The organism is Grimontia sp. AD028, from assembly GCF_000973155.1.
Lineage (GTDB): Bacteria > Pseudomonadota > Gammaproteobacteria > Enterobacterales > Vibrionaceae > Enterovibrio > Enterovibrio indicus.
The window spans coordinates 1-16,221 of the sequence record NZ_LASY01000035.1 but is presented as its reverse complement, the minus strand read 5'-3'; the positions used below and the strand labels follow the sequence as shown (position 1 = coordinate 16,221).

The 16,221-nt window shown below is 50.2% G+C and carries 12 protein-coding genes; 4 read left to right on the top strand and 8 right to left on the bottom strand.

Translation table 11 applies throughout. The annotated features are described in order from the left end of the window. Nucleotides 1–14: 14 nt before the first annotated feature. Both RN22_RS08640 and RN22_RS08635 read right to left on the bottom strand, forming a co-directional pair. Nucleotides 15–1,805 carry an amidohydrolase gene (locus RN22_RS08640; protein WP_052737510.1) on the bottom strand — a complete coding sequence of 597 codons (1,791 nt, stop codon included), beginning with the start codon at nucleotides 1,803–1,805 and terminating at the stop codon, nucleotides 15–17. Between the two features lie 589 nt (nucleotides 1,806–2,394). Beyond that, on the bottom strand, nucleotides 2,395–3,114 hold the full coding sequence (locus tag RN22_RS08635) for an SDR family oxidoreductase (protein WP_002540605.1): 720 nt from the start codon (nucleotides 3,112–3,114) through the stop codon (nucleotides 2,395–2,397). Nucleotides 3,115–3,214: 100 nt separating this feature from the next. Between RN22_RS08635 and RN22_RS08630 the strand changes: the two genes are divergently transcribed. Then, complete coding sequence (locus tag RN22_RS08630) at nucleotides 3,215–4,135, top strand: LysR family transcriptional regulator (protein ID WP_046303938.1); 921 nt, start codon at nucleotides 3,215–3,217, stop codon at nucleotides 4,133–4,135. Here RN22_RS08630 and RN22_RS08625 read toward each other — a convergent pair. Together RN22_RS08625 and RN22_RS08620 are read right to left on the bottom strand one after the other, a co-directional pair. Beyond that, nucleotides 4,132–4,758: a hypothetical protein gene (locus RN22_RS08625; protein ID WP_046303937.1), complete on the bottom strand. Its 627-nt coding sequence runs from the start codon at nucleotides 4,756–4,758 to the stop codon at nucleotides 4,132–4,134. The genes RN22_RS08630 and RN22_RS08625 overlap by 4 nt on opposite strands. Before the next feature lie 228 nt (nucleotides 4,759–4,986). Beyond that, nucleotides 4,987–5,898, bottom strand: a complete 912-nt coding sequence (locus tag RN22_RS08620) for a DMT family transporter (protein ID WP_046303936.1) — start codon at nucleotides 5,896–5,898, stop codon at nucleotides 4,987–4,989. Nucleotides 5,899–6,014: 116 nt separating this feature from the next. Here RN22_RS08620 and RN22_RS08615 point away from each other — a divergent pair, with 116 nt between their 5' ends. The 3 genes from RN22_RS08615 (at nucleotide 6,015) to RN22_RS08605 (ending at nucleotide 10,699) form a co-directional block, all read left to right on the top strand. Next, nucleotides 6,015–6,905 carry a LysR substrate-binding domain-containing protein gene (locus RN22_RS08615; RefSeq protein WP_046303935.1) on the top strand — a complete coding sequence of 297 codons (891 nt, stop codon included), beginning with the start codon at nucleotides 6,015–6,017 and terminating at the stop codon, nucleotides 6,903–6,905. 188 nt (nucleotides 6,906–7,093) lie between these two features. Beyond that, a complete protein-coding gene (locus RN22_RS08610) occupies nucleotides 7,094–7,711 on the top strand; it encodes a hypothetical protein (RefSeq protein ID WP_156168190.1) in 618 nt (205 codons plus the stop codon). A gap of 6 nt (nucleotides 7,712–7,717) precedes the next feature. Beyond that, nucleotides 7,718–10,699, top strand: coding sequence for a methyl-accepting chemotaxis protein (locus RN22_RS08605; RefSeq protein WP_046303934.1), 2,982 nt, complete (start codon nucleotides 7,718–7,720; stop codon nucleotides 10,697–10,699). A 112-nt stretch (nucleotides 10,700–10,811) separates the two neighbouring features. Here the strand turns inward: RN22_RS08605 and RN22_RS08600 are convergent, their stop codons facing one another. The 4 genes from RN22_RS08600 to RN22_RS08585 form a co-directional block, all read right to left on the bottom strand. Then, the gene (locus RN22_RS08600) at nucleotides 10,812–13,244 is read right to left on the bottom strand and encodes a methyl-accepting chemotaxis protein (RefSeq protein WP_046303933.1); all 2,433 of its coding nucleotides are present in this window, start codon (nucleotides 13,242–13,244) and stop codon (nucleotides 10,812–10,814) included. A gap of 231 nt (nucleotides 13,245–13,475) precedes the next feature. Then, the gene (locus RN22_RS08595) at nucleotides 13,476–14,315 is read right to left on the bottom strand and encodes an isopenicillin N synthase family oxygenase (RefSeq protein WP_046303932.1); all 840 of its coding nucleotides are present in this window, start codon (nucleotides 14,313–14,315) and stop codon (nucleotides 13,476–13,478) included. Nucleotides 14,316–14,477: 162 nt separating this feature from the next. Further along, a complete protein-coding gene (locus RN22_RS08590; protein WP_046303931.1) occupies nucleotides 14,478–15,245 on the bottom strand; it encodes an alpha/beta fold hydrolase in 768 nt (255 codons plus the stop codon). 15 nt (nucleotides 15,246–15,260) lie between these two features. Beyond that, complete coding sequence (locus RN22_RS08585; RefSeq protein ID WP_046303930.1) at nucleotides 15,261–15,824, bottom strand: GNAT family N-acetyltransferase; 564 nt, start codon at nucleotides 15,822–15,824, stop codon at nucleotides 15,261–15,263. Nucleotides 15,825–16,221 lie beyond the last annotated feature (397 nt).

Genomic DNA, 16,221 nt, shown 5'->3' with positions numbered 1-16,221 from the left:
TTAAGTCGCGAGCCTTAGCGACCGGACCAGTATGCGCCGTAATGCTTGAGCGGTGACCATTCCGGCAGAATGGGCGGCAACTCCGGCGACAGCGCTTTAAACGGCCCTGTCCCATACATGACCTTGCCGCCAACGACCGTGGCGTCCGACTTGATCGTCTTGATCTCGTTGACCGGCACCTCGAAGTAGTCCTTGTTCAGGATTGCAAAATCCGCCAATTGACCCGGCGCGATGCGCCCTTTGATGTCTTCCTCACCGGAAAACCAGGCACTGCCTATGGTGTGCACGTGCAGCGCCTCGGCGCGGGTCATCAGGTTTTCAGCATCGTAAAGCTTCCGGCCACTGGCAGTTTCGCCACTCACAAGATAATGGAGCGAGATCCACGGGTTGAAGGTCGAACCACGTGTTGCATCAGTCCCCATGCCAACCGGAATGCCACTGTCGAGTATGGTACGCAGCGGTGGTGTTGCCTTGGCTTTTTCGGCTCCGTAGCGCAAGACAAAATCATCACCAAGAAAGATCATTCGGTTCTGAATGGCCAGACCGCCGCCAAGCGCACGTATTCTCAGCACTGATTTCTCCGAAATGGTTTCGCCATGCTCGATGGACCAGCGTAGGCCGTTTAGCGGTGTCTCTTTATTGACAGCTTCGATGACATCGAGAATACGTGAAATCGATTCATCATAGGTCGCGTGAATTCGAAAGAACCAGCGTTTCTTGATCAGAGTTTTCAGAACTAAAGCGAGGCGCTCCTCCATGCCTGCCGGTAAATCGGGGCGTGGCGAGCGGAAGTTCTCGAAATCTGCTGCATCCCAAAGAATATATTCGCCGCCACCACCAAGTTGAAACCCGTTCGGCTTGACTGGGTCAAAATTCCAACCAGCGGTGTATTTATCTGTCCAATTGGAAAAGTCCTCGGCTTCTTTGCCCGGACGTTGCGCAAACAGAAAGAAGCTTGCCCGAATAGGAAGTTTTCCCGATGCTGCGAGCTTCTGAGCCGTAGAATAGTGCTCCGGAAAACGGAATCCACCACCGCCCGCGTCGATTACGCCCGTAATGCCCCAGCGTGCCAGCTCAAAGAACATGTGCATCGTTGAGTTGGCTTCGACTTCTGGCGTGGCGTTAGGCAGAGCTGCGATCTTGCCGTAGAAAATTCCCGGATGCGGGTCAGCAATCATTAAACCTGTCGGATTCCCGGAGCTGTCTCGAACAAATCGCCCACCTTTCGGATCCTCGCTTTGCTGGTTGATCCCAAGGCGTGCCATCGCTACTCGGTTCACGAGTCCGACGCTGTAGAAATACTGAATATAAACCGGTGTGTTCGGCGCCGCTTCGTTGATCTCTGCAACGGTCGGGAGTCGCTGCTCCTTAAATTGCCATGGCGTCCAACCACCGATGACGCGCACCCACTCACCCTCTGGTGTTCGCTTGGCCTGTTCGCTTAGCATCGCCAATGCCTGCTTCAAGGTTGGTACGCCATCCCACCTGAGTTCTCGTGTATAGGTCAGGCCGGATCGTAGGAAATGTGAGTGCGAGTCGATCAAGCCGGGCACAATGCGGCGGCCGTCGGCATCGATAACCTGCGTTTTTGGCCCGATGAGGGGGGTGATGTCACCAATCGATCCGACCTTGGCAAAACGCCCATCGCGAACCGCTAACGCCGAAGCTGAATGCTGCAAATGGCTCTGCGTGGTGATTTTTGCGTTCTTGACGACCAAGTCCGCAAACTGGGTCTGTCCGAAAGCATGGTGGCTGCCTAAGGCTATGGTACCGATAAGAGCTGTTAATGCGAGTATCCGTCTCATTCTGATCTCCTGGACTCATTATTGTTCTTAGATGGTTTCATGGAAGCGGTCTCGGTGATGGGGCGATGCTCCTTTGCTGGATTTCGTATCGGACTAGCTATCCTTCCAGATCTATTCAATCAATCGACTCATCGTTGAGGCCCCTTGAGGCCTCATCATCTGTCCTGAATTTAGTGGTTGCAAAAAAACACATCAACACACAAATTAAGAACTATTTGTTCTCCAAAGAAGAACAATCGTCGAATAGGTCATCTTGAAGATATGTCCGCTTTCGTGACTCAGCGGGGGCAGGCACTCTAAGAACCCCGGCATCACGCCCAAAGATTTGGCGAAGGGGTTGATAAAAGAGGCAGGATGACAAAGGTTCTTTGCGTGCGTCTTGGGTCGTTGAGGTTTGCTTGCCCAAATTGACATTTCGCCAACGGACTCTGGATTCATCATCATTATCGCCTCAAATAATTTGTCCTAAACGGTCTGCTCACAGCATGCAAAATGAGTCCAAAAAAAATCCCTGAGCATTGCTCAGGGATTTGTGTATGAGAGACAGCCGCAAGGGTGGCTTTTTTTAGCTGTTAGCCATTTCTGTTACTTAAGGCTGCTGACGTGTAGCGGTGATCACAATCTCACGCACACACACGTTTTGTGGGAAGGAATACGCATAGCAAACAGTGCTGGCGATATCATCTGCAGCCAGAACGCCGCCCATTTCGTCTTTCCAGCTGTCGTAACCTGCTTTGATTTCATCACTGGTGGTATGGGAAAGCAGCTCGGTTTCTACCGCGCCAGGAGCAATGGTGATGACACGAACATTGGCATCCGCCACCTCTTCACGCACGTTTTCAGAAATCGCGTGAACCGCAAATTTAGTGCCGCAGTAAGCCGCATGATTCGGGAAGGTTTTGCGGCCAGCCACTGAGCTGATGTTTACAATGGTGCCGCCGTTGCGCGCTTTCATCGGTTCAAGCACGGCCTGCATACCATTCAGCAAGCCAACCACGTTCACGTTGAACATGGTTTGCCACTCTGCGGCATTTTGTGTTGCCACATCACCCAGCAGCATCACACCTGCATTGTTGACCAGCAGGTCTACCTCACCGTATTCCGCTTCGGCTTCCTTAATTGCTGCTTCAAATGCCGCTTTGTCAGTCACATCGACTTTACGGCAAAGAGTGTTTGGCAGGTTCAACGCTTCTAAACGCTCAACACGGCGCGCCACCAGCAGCAGTGGATGCCCCAGTGCAGACAGTTGTTTTGCAATCGCTTCGCCGATACCTGAACTTGCACCTGTTATAACAGCCAACTTTTTCATGATGTTCTTCCTCAAAGACCTTGTTGTTTTGGTTGAGGCTGCATTCTAAATAAGTCATCATTGTTGATATATATGTCACAATAAAACTCAGTGTTACCAAATGAACACCAATAAAGAAATCCTCGGCGAAAGCCTGAGTGACATCCGCGCCTTTGTTGCTATTGCAGAAACTGGCAGCTTCTCTAAAGCCGCAGAATCGCTGAATGCTTCCCGCGCTCATATGTCTCGCCAGTTAAGCCAATTGGAAGCCAGGTTGGGTGTACAGCTGATCATCCGTACGACCCGATCTCAGCGCTTAACCGCGGCAGGAGAAACCTTCTTTAGCCGCTGCCGGGCTGCACTGTCACAACTGGATGAAGCAATAACTCTCGCCAGCAGTGATGCTGATCAGATGCGTGGCCATATTGCGGTGAATTGTGTCGGCGGTATTTTGGGAGAGTCTTTGATTGGCGATGTGATACACGCCTTCTGCGCCGAAAACCCGGAGATCAGTATCGAGCTTGATTTCAGCTCAGAACGGGTTGATCTGGTGCAGTCCCGTTTTGATTTAGTACTTCGAATGGGGGCGCTGGCGGATTCCCTTCTGATTGGCCGTGAGCTCGGAGAAATCAAGATAGGCACCTACGCTTCACCAGACTATTTCGCGCGCAAAGGAAGGCCATCACACCCAAAAGAATTGCAACAGCATGACTGCCTGACTGGGTCTGTGACCAAGTGGCGATATGTGAAATCCGACGACCCAGCACAGCATACCGATGTGGAAGTTCACGGCCATTTACAATGTAAAAACGGTCATGTGCTTTTGAACGCGGCGCTTCAGGGGAATGGGATATGTCGCTTGCCCGCGCTGTATTGCACGTCTTATGAAACGGAAGGAAAGCTTGAATCGGTGTTTACAGAATGGAAGGTGGATAAGGTGCCGCTCTATTTGCTGTATCACAGAGATCGGCACCAACCCGCCAGATTGAAAGCGCTTATCAGTTACTTGGTCGCTAACATTCCGGCGAAATTAAAGGATTAGAAGCGGCCTGCGCTCAACTCAATACGTTGGGCTGCGTTGTCTTCATTCAGATCTTCCGGGGTACAAAGGTAAGGGCCTTTGCGGGCAAACACATCAATCGCGGCTTTGGCTTCATCGTCAAACACCGACACAGTGCATAGGCCGTCTTCCATGCTGAATTTATGGTTCACTGTGTAGCTTTTCCCTTCATCCACGTTGAAGGTAAAGGTGTTCACACAAGACGCACCACCCGCGGCAAAACTGTTGGCGTGGAATGACACATTCAACGTTACTTTCTCGCCCCGCGGCATGGTCATGCTCTTGGTGCCCAGACTTTCCATGTTCAGCCCCATCGGGTCTTTGCATTCCAGATGATCCGTGAAGAGAGTGACCTCATGGTCGCCGTTGGCAATGAGCAGCTTCTGTTGGTTAGTTTTTTGAGTATCGTCCCACTCGGGATCGTAGTCTTGTGAGTCGTTGCTACTGACAAAATACAGAGAAGCCGGCTCCGGTAGCACTTCTCCTTTTTTCGCGGCGTCCTGCTCTTTCTCCTGCTGAGCCGCGATATCAAAGGTCGGTTTTTCTGAAGACGAGCAGCCAGCCAAGATCACTGGCAATAACGCTGCGAAGACGTATTTATACATGAGAGATTCCTTTGCCAACCGTGTGAAGGAGTTATCCCTACCCTCACTTTTCTTTTGTTTTACCTCACTTTATTGACTGTCTTCTGGCAGTTCAACCAATCTGCCCGGCATTTCACCTTCCAGTATTCAAATTAAGAAAAATGCATTTCGTTTTGCGGCTGGGCATAAAAAACGCTCCCCCGGTTTTGCAAGCGGAGGAGCGTTTTAGGTTCTCTGTTCTTCGTTCAGTTATGCTGGCTCAGCAATCTCTTCTGGCGCTTTTGCCATTGCAGCCGCTTTGGCTTTGCGGGACTTTCGTTTCTCACGTCCTGCCAGCCACAGCAGAGGTACAACAATCAGGGTCGTACCCACCACCATCAGCATGTCTGGCACTTCACCGAAGAAAACCAAACCCACACCAACAGCACACACCAAGCCGCTGTATTCGGCGCTGGCAATCTTGTTGCTTTCCGCTGCGCGATACGCAATCACACAGGTTGCAGCGTAGACCAGAATGAATGCGGTCGAGCCAGCAGCACGCCAGAACAAGTCCAGACTGAACGGCATGCCTTCATAAAGTGCCAATGCAAACGCGACTGGAATACCAATCAAGTTATGCAGCAGCAGAGTTTGTGGCACTGTCTGAACGCGCGGAATTTTCGGGATCAACAGGTTGTTGATGGCCAGCGTCACCGCCACAATCAGTGCCGACATCGCCGCCCAGCTAAACTCGGTCGGACGCACCAAAATCAATACACCAATAAAGCCCACTACCGCAGCAATGATCGATGCTACCGAGAGTTTCTCACGCAGAAAGATCGCTGCAAGCGGAAGCATGATCAAGGGTGCCGCATAGAAAATCGCATTCGCAGTTGCCAACGGCATTGTGGTCAACGCGATCACCGAGAAAAACACACCAAGCAACCAAATGTGCGCGCGCAGTGCGTGCCATTTCAGTCCCAACGTCAAATTCTTCACAGGTGCCGTCAAACAGAAAGGCAGCAAAATGAGCACGGCAGATACCTGACGAAACAGCGCGAACTGGAAGATGGCACCGTCTGGCCCTCCTTCCATGGTTTTGACCAGCGCATCGGAAAACGTTGCGCTGAGGTTTCCTATCACCAACAACGTCATGGCGAAACCTACTGAGATATTGCGCATACCTAATACCTCCTTTAAGCGAGAAAAAGCAACATAGCTCACAGAATCCTCATAGTAGCGGCACTTTTTCATGACGTATAATGATGATTATTCAGGTTCTATGAATTTTTTAGATAATGAAACTTCCTCCGCTCCGAGCCGTTCAATATTTCGAAGCCACTGCCCGCTTAAACAGCTTCTCGCGCGCAGCAGAATCTCTGAACGTGACCCAAAGTGCTGTCAGCCACCAAATCCGTTTACTGGAAGATTTTCTGGGAGAATCCCTGTTTGAACGCCAGGGGCGGAACTTGCATTTAACCCCGGTGGGGCAACGTTACTATGACGATATTGGCGACCCACTCCAGGCCATTGCCCGCGCCAGTCTTCAGGTTCGTGAGGGGGTTTCTGGCAATCTTCGTCTGGCAGTGTTTAGCTCGCTCGCGGTGAAATGGCTCATGCCCCAGCTTTCAGATTTTCGCACCAAGCACCCTGAAATCGATCTTTCCCTTGAGATGTACGCTCATCGCCCGGATCTCTCAGACAAAATGGGCGACTGCTTTATCACCGACTTTGCGCCCGGTAAAAACTACGAATACGAGCTTTTGTATACCGAATACATTTACCCTGTGTGCAGCACCAAAATCTGGCAACAAATCAAAGACAAACCCCTGCCTGATGCGCTTTGGGAATATCCTTTGTTGTCTGTAAGATCTTTGATGGAAAACGACTGGAAAGAGTGGTGTAAGGTCGGAGGGTACTCACTGCCAAGAGACGTAAAAATTCACACCTTCAGCCATATGTTGCTCGCGACAGAAGCGGCGCGCTATTCCCATGGCGTCACCCTGCTCAACCACTACTTTATGAACGAGATAGATCGCGAACAGCTGGTACGCATTCCCCTGCATGAAATTCCTACCGGAGACAGTCTCTATTTCGTGTACAAAAAGCACCGCGCAAGGCAACCAGAAATCTTGAAACTGGGGCGCTGGCTACAGCAAATTGCCGCTGCCGACGAAGCCGCTTTTTAATGCGGCTTTTTGTTTTTCAAACTCCCACTCTTCACTCATCCTTCAACACCCGGGAGACTCTTTCATAAACAGGCAGTTAGAGGAAAGCCTGCTAGCACACGTTTTGCCATATCGGTCTAGACTTAAATGTGAACCAAAGTCACGTTATTGATTCAATCGTATCAATCTCAGAAATGGCAAATGTGGTGATGAAAGAAGTGCTGCAATTAAAGAACCAGATGCTTTGTCAGATGCCGTGTTTCGGCAGGTGGGTTACAGCCTGCTATCTAAGTCTTGTGATTTTTATGGCGTGCCCAGCCTTTGCGAATACACATGACACCAAGGCCTATGGTTATTCGGACCGTTACGGGGAGCTGACCCCTACCGAGGTGTTCTCGCTGGTCAAAAATGTTGATGCCATCGTGATGCACTATGCCTACCGGTACAAACCTGAGCTCGCCTCTTCACTGCCAAGAAAAATCATTCCCGTGCAGGGCTACACGCCCGAGCAGGTCTTCGTCGCCCTAAGCCAACTAGCCAACCGCATCGACCAACTCGCCGACGACTACGGCATCGATCTTGTTGAACGTGTCACCCGCGAAAAAGCGCAAGCCATCCCCGCTGAAGTTTTTCTGTTGGCCGGATCCTGCCTTGACACCATTGCCGCCACCCTTTCCGTCATGGAACCCGAAAACAGCTTTGGTGACTTCTACAGCAACCGGACTTATCAGCGCCCAAAAACACCGTCAGATGTTTATGCCATGGTCGACCTTATCGACCGCAAACTGATTGTTCTCCTTAGCGAGCAAAAGCAGCAGACAGAGTGAGCAAAGATGAACCATAAAATATTCCGCATCACGATAGGTAAACGCTTGGCATTTGGCTTTGGATTAATCCTGGCCATTCTTGTCACAGCAGTGGTCATCTCAAATGACAGATTACGAAACCTGCAGGTATTGGAAAATGAGCTGGTCAATTCAACATTTCCCAGCACATTGGCTGCCAGCGGTCTGGTAGGGGAAATCAATAAATCTCTTGCCATTTTGCGCGGATATCTGGTGCTGGGCGATGAAAAGCTGAAAACACAGCGTCAGGAAGTTTGGGACAGCATTGACCAGCAAATGGCTGTCCTCAAAGAAAATACGTTAAACAATCAACATATCGTGGGCTATGCCGAAAAACTGTCCGCGCTTGAAGTCAGCCTGAAACAGTACCGAAGTGCTCAGGACGAAGCAGAACAAATTGCCCATACCGAAGATGAGCAACCCGCGATGAAGATGTTCAAATTGGATATTTCTCCCGTCGCGATGAGAATGCTTGATGACATCAATCAACTCGCCCAACTGGAACAATCTCTACCGTCTACACCTGAGAGAAAGAAGTTGCTCGGTGTCTTTGCCCACTCAAGTGCCTCGCTTTCTCTCGCTTTTGCCTCCGCCCGCTCATACCTCATCAGTGGCAATCAGAACTACAAAGCCACCTATTTCCAGCATTGGACCGCGAACAGTAACGCTTTCTATGACATTGAAAGTAAGCGCTACCTGCTAACCCGAGAGCAACGGGAGCTCTTTGACAGCTATTCACCGCTGCGTGACCGCTTTGCCGATGACGTAGACAAAATGTATCAATTACGTGAGTCCAAACGCTGGAACATGTCGCAGTATCTGCTGGGAACCAAAGCCTCTCCCCTCTCTGTACTTTCACAACAACTGGTGCAAGACCTGGATGCCCTGCAACGGGCACAGCTTAATAAAGAAGTCGCGCAGCTGGCGGAAATGAACGCCTCCATCACACAGGTTTTAAAGCTTACCGGTATTATTGGCGTCGTCGTGGGGGCAATCATCGCCCTGACCATTACCCGATCAGTGACGCGCCCTATCATCAACATGACCCGAAGCTTGAAAGCCGTTTCAAGGGAAGGCGACTACTCCATCCGTCTGCCCGTCAGGGGCTCAGATGAAGTGTGCCAATCCGCCAAAGCATTCAATACGCTAATGACAGAAACCCAAAACGCGCTCAGCGAGATAAACAGGGTCATGGAACGCATTGCGGAAGGCGACTTGAGCCTTCGCATCAACGGCGACTACAAAGGCGATTTGCATTCAATCAAAGAGGCCACCAACGCGTCATTGGAAAACGCCGAGAGGGCAGAGTTTGTTAAACAGGCTTTTGAGCAGGAAGCACGAACCATTGCCGAAGAGAACGCCAGAGTCAGACAAGCGCTGGATTGCGTTTCGAACAACATCATGATGTCTGACAGTGAACACCAGGTCATCTACCTGAATAACGCCGCGAAAGAGATGCTGCAAACTGCCGCGGACGATTTCAGGCAAGAACTTCCAGACTTCGACCCTGATTCGGTGGTCGGTCAATCCATCGACCTGTTCCACAAGGACCCACACCACCAGCGACAAGTGTTGGAAAACGTCTCAGAAACCTTCACCAGTGAATTCTTTGTCGGCACCAAAGTGATGGCTATCAGTGCCCAGCCGATGTTTGACGACGAGGGTGAACGCATAGGCACAGTGATCGAATGGACTGACCGCACCAGCGAAGTGGCTATTGAACGGGAAATCGACAATGTGATTTCCGCAGCAGCGCGTGGCGATTTCAGTGCCCGCATTGAGATGACCGGAAAACAGGGGTTTTTCTACAACCTCGCTGAAGGGCTCAACACCCTGACTAAAAACATCGATGACTCCTTGGCAGACATGCAGCGCATACTGGCGGCGATGGCGCAGGGTAACCTGACAGAGCGCATGGATAAAAACTACACAGGTCGACTCGGCCAACTCAAGAAAGACACCAACCAGACCATCGACAAGCTCACCGATGTGATCCGTCGTATCCGTGAAACAGCAGGGACGGTTTCTGTGTCATCACGGGAAATTGTGGCAGGGAATCAGGATCTGAGCCTTCGCACAGACGAACAGGCAACCTCACTGCAGGCAACATCGAGCAGCATGGAAGAAATGACCAGCACAGTGAAACAGAGCGCTGAAAACGCACTTTCCACCAAACTGGTCAGCATGAAAGCACGGGCTAAAGCCCGAGAAGGCGGTCAAGCCATTACCCGCACTATCAACGCCATGGAAGATATCAGTACAGCCAGTAGCGAAATTGGGGAGATTATTGGCGTGATTGATGAGATCGCTTTCCAGACAAATCTGCTAGCGCTCAATGCTGCTGTTGAGGCGGCACGAGCAGGTGAACAAGGCCGTGGTTTTGCCGTGGTGGCCGGTGAGGTCAGAAACTTAGCTCAACGCTCTGCCAGCGCAGCCAAAGAGATTAAAGAGCTGATTGAAGCCAGCAACAAGAAAGTGGAAGTCGGGGCAGAATACGTCAGCAACTCAGGAAAGACTCTGGCAGAAATCGTTTCTATGGTGGAAGAGATGGGCGGCAAAATGGCAGAAATCTCTGACGCTGCCCAAGAGCAAAGTGTTGGCATAGAGCAAGTGAATCTCTCGATCACCAAAATGGACAGCGTCACCCAGAAGAACGCAGCGCTGGTCGAGCAAGTCACCACCGCCAGTGAAGGCATGTGGAGCCTTTCACAAGACATGACGGAAATGGTCGCCTTCTTTGACCTGCCAGAAGAGCAAGACGCTTCCCTTCTTGAAGAGGAGCTTGACGACGAGGATGATGGCTTCCTCGAATTCAGTGATGACAGCTATCGCGAACTGGATGACGATATCGAGGTGCAAAGCCCACCCTCAAAACCAAAATTCCAGTTCGCATCGAAGGCAAAAGACGATGTGGAAGACGATGACGACGACATTGAATTCGAGTTCTATGACGGCGATAACGACAAATAGACGTTGAGACGACGAGATGCAGAGAGCTTCCACAAACTGAGCTCGTCAATAAGATACGCAACAAATAAATAAGCCGGACATGAGTCCGGCTTATTTAGTTATCCGCGAAAGATCAGGCGCTGCGGGTTTTAAAGAACCTGACAAGCTCCTGCAAGTTTTCTGCTTCTACCAGCATGTTTTCACTCGCCGCGGTTGCTTCTTCAGCAAGCCCGGCGTTTTGCTGCGTCATGTTATCCATTTCTGTAACCGCTCGGTTAATTTCACCGATCCCCTGAGACTGTTCTTGTGTTGCCGTGCTCATGTTGTCGATCATGGAAGATACACTGCGAATAGCATCCACAATTTCTACCAAGTTCTCACCCGACTCACGCACCAGTTGGGTACCGTCTTTGACCTTGTTGACGCTGGCATTAATAAGGTCTTTGATCTCCACCGAGGCTTTGGCACTTCGCTGGGCAAGGTTACGCACCTCACCAGCCACCACCGCGAAACCACGGCCTTGCTCACCAGCGCGTGCTGCCTCAACCGCGGCGTTCAGTGCTAACAGGTTAGTCTGGAAAGCAATCTCGTTGATAACGCCAATGATGTCTGAAATCTGCTTACTGGAGTTTTCAATTTCAGCCATGGCGTTGACCGCATCTTCCACCACCGAGCCACCACGCTCAGCCTTTTTGGTGGCTTCACTGGCCTGCTTAACGGCGCTTTGCGAGGTATCTGCATTTTGCTGCACCGTAGAGGTCATTTCCTGCATACTGGCGGCAGTTTCTTCGAGGCTACTAGCCTGTGACTCGGTGCGATCGCTCAGGTCTGTGGTACCCACCTTGATTTCACGGGCAGCGTTACTGACAGACGTCGCCGTGCGGTTGATATCCACCACCAGCTCGTTCAATCGCTCGATGGTAGAATTCAGTGCTTCCCTGACAGGTTCAAACTCTTCATCCAATTTTGAAGGAATAGATACGCTCAAATCCCCTTTCGACAGAGACACCAAACACGCGCTGATTTTTGCCACAGCCCGCTTTTTAGCGGTAATGTCTGTGGCATATTTCACCACTTTGAATGGCTTGCCACTGGCGTCGTAGATGGGGTTGTATGAAGCCTGAATCCAAATTTCCCTGCCGCCTTTGGCAAAGCGCTGGAACTCGGCAGACTCATACTCACCGCGGTTGAGTTTGTCCCAGAAGGCTTTGTACTCGGCTGAGTTTTTGTATTCAGGGTCAACAAACATAGAGTGGTGACGCCCTTTCACTTCGCTCAGGGAGTATCCCATCGCTGCCAAGAAGTTCTCGTTAGCGTGGCGAATGGTGCCATCCATGTTGAATTCAATCACTGCCTGAGATTTGCCAATCGCTTCAATCTGGCCTTCGTAATCGGCATTTTTCAGTTTTTGATCGGTAATGTCAGACGCATACTTCACGACTTTGAATGGCTTACCGTTTAGGTCAAAAATCGGGTTATAAGAAGCCTGAATCCAGATTTGGCGGCCGCCTTTTCCGACGCGCTCGAATTCCCCGGAAAAGAATTCACCCGCCGCAAGCGATTTCCAGAATTCTTTGTACTCCCGGGAGTTTTTCAATCCTGGGGGAGCAAACATCGAGTGGTGTTTACCCTGCACTTCTTCCAGTGTGTAGCCGACAGTGTTAAGGAAGTTTTCGTTGGCGGTGCGAATGGTGCCGTCCAGTTCAAATTCGATCACAGCCTGCGATTTCCCAATAGCTCGGATTTGACCTGAGAAGTCAGCATTACGCATCTTCTGTTCGGTCACATCTGTCGCGAACTTCACCACTTTGAATGGTTTGCCATTGTCATCGAAAATTGGGTTGTACGAAGCACTGATCCAAACTTCTCTACCGCCTTTGGCAACACGCTTGTATACGGCACTTTGGTATTCACCTTTGGCCAGTTTTGCCCAAAAGCCTTTGTATTCTCCAGACTGTGCCGTCGCAGGTTCCACGAAAATGGAATGGTGTTTGCCCACCACCTCTTTTTCGGTGTACCCCATGGCACCCAGGAAGTTTTCGTTGGCACGCAGGATATTGCCTTTGAGGTCAAACTCGATCACCGCCTGACTGCGGTTAATGGCTTTAATCTGCCCCAAGGTATCGAGATTCTTATTTTTTTCCTGAGTAATATCGGTCGCGAATTTCACCACTTTCACGACACCTCCTTTAGGCGAATAAACAGGGTTATAAGTTGCCTGAATCCAGACATCGATACCGTTTTTGCCAATTCGCTTGAACTCACCGGACACTGACTTACCGTTTGACAGTCTTTGCCAAAAATCCCTGTACTCACTGGAGCTGGCAAATGCCTTTTCCACAAACATGGAATGATGCTTTCCGATGATTTCGTCCGGGGTATAACCCATGACTTTCAGAAAATTCTCGTTGGCCGAGAGAATATTCCCTTTGGTATCAAATTCGATGATGGCGAGAGACTTATCCAAGGCGGCGATCTTGGCGTTCGCCTCCGACTCGAGTTCTGCATCGAAGCCAAAAATACTGCTTATGGCTCGTTTCAGTGGTGACATGAAAGAGTTTTGCATTTTTGAGACTCCTGTTCCTCTCATAGAATACTAGTTGAAAAATCCCATTATTCCTCTTGAGGCACGCAATTGAGCGAAAAAGCTAACTTAATGGTTTCTGGGAGAAAGCAGCCCGATCTGGAGCAACAAAAAAGCCGGTGCACGAATCGTGTCACCGGCTTATACCCAAACAACCTGAAGATGCAGGATTCAGCGAGTTTGGGTATATAAATCTAGCTTGGAATTGAAGCGTTAGATCAGGCCCAACTCGCGCAGACGTTCCATCAGATAGCTGTTGGCCGTATAGCGGTCAGACAGCACCACTTCTGGCTTTGGATGCAGGAACAAAGGCAAGGAAATGCGGGACTTAGTCATGTCAGCCCCTTCTGGATTGACCACGCGGTGTGTGGTTGACGGGAAGTAGCCGCCAGATGCCTCTTGCAACATGTCGCCGATGTTAACAATCAGATAGCCAAAATCACAAGGCACATCCAACCACTCGCCGTCTTTACCCAATACTTGCAGGCCTGGCTCATTGGCCGCAGGAAGGATAGTCAGCAGATTGATGTCTTCATGGGCGGCAGCACGGATAGCACCTGGGTCTTCATCACCTTTCATTGGCGGGTAGTGCAGTACGCGAAGCAAAGTCTGCTCGCTGCCATCCACCATGCTCGAGAGGGATTGCGAGTAAAGTGAAGATACATTTTCCGGCGAGTGCTCTTCTACCCAGCCCAGCAGGATTTTCGCCAGACCGTTCGCTTCGTCGTAGTAGCCTTGCAGTTGTTCTCTCAGGTCATCCGGACACTGACCCCAAGGGTAGTAATGGAAAAATTCTTTGATGTCTCTTTTCTTGTGGCCTTTTGCCACCTCAGACACCTCTGCCGGGAACAATCCGTCCTGCGTTTCTGGCTTGAATCGATATTGCATTTTCTCTTCGCTATCGAAAAAGCCTTGCCAGTTTTCATACACTGACGACACCAGATCCTGGCTGATTGGGTGATTTTTCAGAACGCCAAATCCTGTTGAGCGTAGGGATTCAACAAAACGTTCAGCCGCGTCTGGCGCGTTGAAGTCGACTGCTTCCAATTTCATGGTGACTCTCTTGGTTTCTTTTTTGTTTGGGTAGATACCCAAACAACTTGAAGATGCAACATTCAGGTCGTTTGGATATATATCGCACTTTCTTTGAAATGCGTTGCGAGAATTCTAGCAGTTGAGTGAAGCAGAACAATCCAAAGGGATGAGAAAGGTGCGCTAGGTTCGTTCAACCAGCCAATGATTGAGCACTTCATTGAACTCAGTCGGCTTTTCAATCGGAACAAGATGTCTGGCATTGGGAAGACAAGCGAATTGCCCATCAGGATAGAGATAAGCGAGTACTTTTTTCGACGCGACGGGCGTGTAATCAAACTCTGAGGTCAGCATAAACAGCGGACATTTCAGCTTGGAAAGTTTGTTCAAAGCGTCCCAGTTCACCACGGCATTAAAGGCCGCAATGTAGCTTTCCCTGTGGTTTTTCGACCAGCGACTGATCACCTCATCCCGGGTTTGGGCGTGACCATCTCCCGGTAGGAGTTGCTTTGCCATCAGTTTGGCAATGGTTTCGACGCTAACAAACTTAAGTAAAAAGCGCCTTGAAGCCAGCATCCACCACTCATTGAGCTTTCTCGGGCGACACTCCGCGAGCGCATTCACTACACATAGCCCCGCAACGTGCTTAGGAAAACGGGTGGCTAACTCAATACCGACCATGCCGCCCATTGAAACCCCAACCACCAGCACGTCGCGAAGTTCCAGCATCTCAATCAGTGAAGCAATGATGACCGCACACTGCGGCAAACTGAAGGTATCAATGTCGCCGGGTGAGGCACCGTGCAGCGGGAAGTCAGGCGCAATGACATCAAACCGGTCGCTGAATGCGTCGATTTGATACTGCCAATCTTCGCTGCTCGAACCCAAGCCATGAAGAAGCAGGAGCGGTCGCCCCTGCCCTTTGCGCAAATAGTGAATATGAGATTCCATGTTTACAGTGTAAAGCTATCCAACACAGCGAAGTGTATCATCGCCTTTACTTTGCGCCTGCCACTCTTCGCGAAGCACACCATAACGGAGCGAATCGTAGTACTTACCTTCAAAGTAGCGAACCCGTCTTATCCGCCCTTCTTCCTGAAGGCCAAGCGCTTCGGCACATTTCATCATGCGCGGGTTACCCGACCACGTTGTCAGGCCGATACGGGCGACGTCATAACGCTCAAAAAGATGGGTGATCCAAAGGGTCAGCGCTTTACGTCCGAGTTGTTTTCCCCAGTATTGGGAAGTGAAAAGCGTAATACCTACTTCCAACCAACGGGTCGACTGATCTTCCCAATAGCAGGAAAGGTAACCAATGGCCTCTCCGTTGTAGTCAATCACCATGGCAGTTTGCGCTTCTTTCAGGCGTTTAAACAGATGACGTCGGAATTGAAAGCGGGATTGATGCTCGAGCGGAAAATAGGGGGCATCGTGTGCCTTCCACTCGTTTTGCACATATATGAAATGCCACAAATGATCACGTTCATCATTCCGGGCGGGTCGCAAGCAAATATCATCAAGCTTTAACATGTCTCTCCTTTTTCATGTCGCCGCGTTTACGCAGTCTTTTCTTTCTCCATTATCAAGCTACCGCAGCCCTAAAAGGATAGCCAACAGAAAACGTTATTATTGATTATTATCAGCTTTAAACTGTGTTTCCTTCCCCAAATACGCATCGTATTTCATTTTGTTGGCAATCTGATGCATTGAGCCAGCTATCAATTGGACATGTGAGCAGGTTTTTCTACGCTTGTTTATATGAATAAAGATCCATAAAAAATGCACCATCACCATTAAAGGTCCAAGGGTCTGTTGACCTTTGGTAGTTAAATTTTGTTCTCGCCATAAGCGTTTTAGGCGCGGCGAGGTGTGTGCCGCCTAGTCATTCTAAGCAAATACACCTCAACAAAGCATAAAACGCTTAGGG

Coding starts and splice junctions, on each gene's coding strand:
- RN22_RS08635 (WP_002540605.1), bottom strand. CDS start 3,114: ATGAAAAAGTTGGCTGTTATAACAGGTGCAAGTTCAGGTATCGGCGAA.
- RN22_RS08600 (WP_046303933.1), bottom strand. CDS start 13,244: ATGCAAAACTCTTTCATGTCACCACTGAAACGAGCCATAAGCAGTATT.
- RN22_RS08615 (WP_046303935.1), top strand. CDS start 6,015: ATGAAACTTCCTCCGCTCCGAGCCGTTCAATATTTCGAAGCCACTGCC.
- RN22_RS08620 (WP_046303936.1), bottom strand. CDS start 5,898: ATGCGCAATATCTCAGTAGGTTTCGCCATGACGTTGTTGGTGATAGGA.
- RN22_RS08585 (WP_046303930.1), bottom strand. CDS start 15,824: ATGTTAAAGCTTGATGATATTTGCTTGCGACCCGCCCGGAATGATGAA.
- RN22_RS08630 (WP_046303938.1), top strand. CDS start 3,215: ATGAACACCAATAAAGAAATCCTCGGCGAAAGCCTGAGTGACATCCGC.
- RN22_RS08605 (WP_046303934.1), top strand. CDS start 7,718: ATGAACCATAAAATATTCCGCATCACGATAGGTAAACGCTTGGCATTT.
- RN22_RS08640 (WP_052737510.1), bottom strand. CDS start 1,805: ATGAGACGGATACTCGCATTAACAGCTCTTATCGGTACCATAGCCTTA.
- RN22_RS08595 (WP_046303932.1), bottom strand. CDS start 14,315: ATGAAATTGGAAGCAGTCGACTTCAACGCGCCAGACGCGGCTGAACGT.
- RN22_RS08625 (WP_046303937.1), bottom strand. CDS start 4,758: ATGTATAAATACGTCTTCGCAGCGTTATTGCCAGTGATCTTGGCTGGC.
- RN22_RS08590 (WP_046303931.1), bottom strand. CDS start 15,245: ATGGAATCTCATATTCACTATTTGCGCAAAGGGCAGGGGCGACCGCTC.
- RN22_RS08610 (WP_156168190.1), top strand. CDS start 7,094: ATGAAAGAAGTGCTGCAATTAAAGAACCAGATGCTTTGTCAGATGCCG.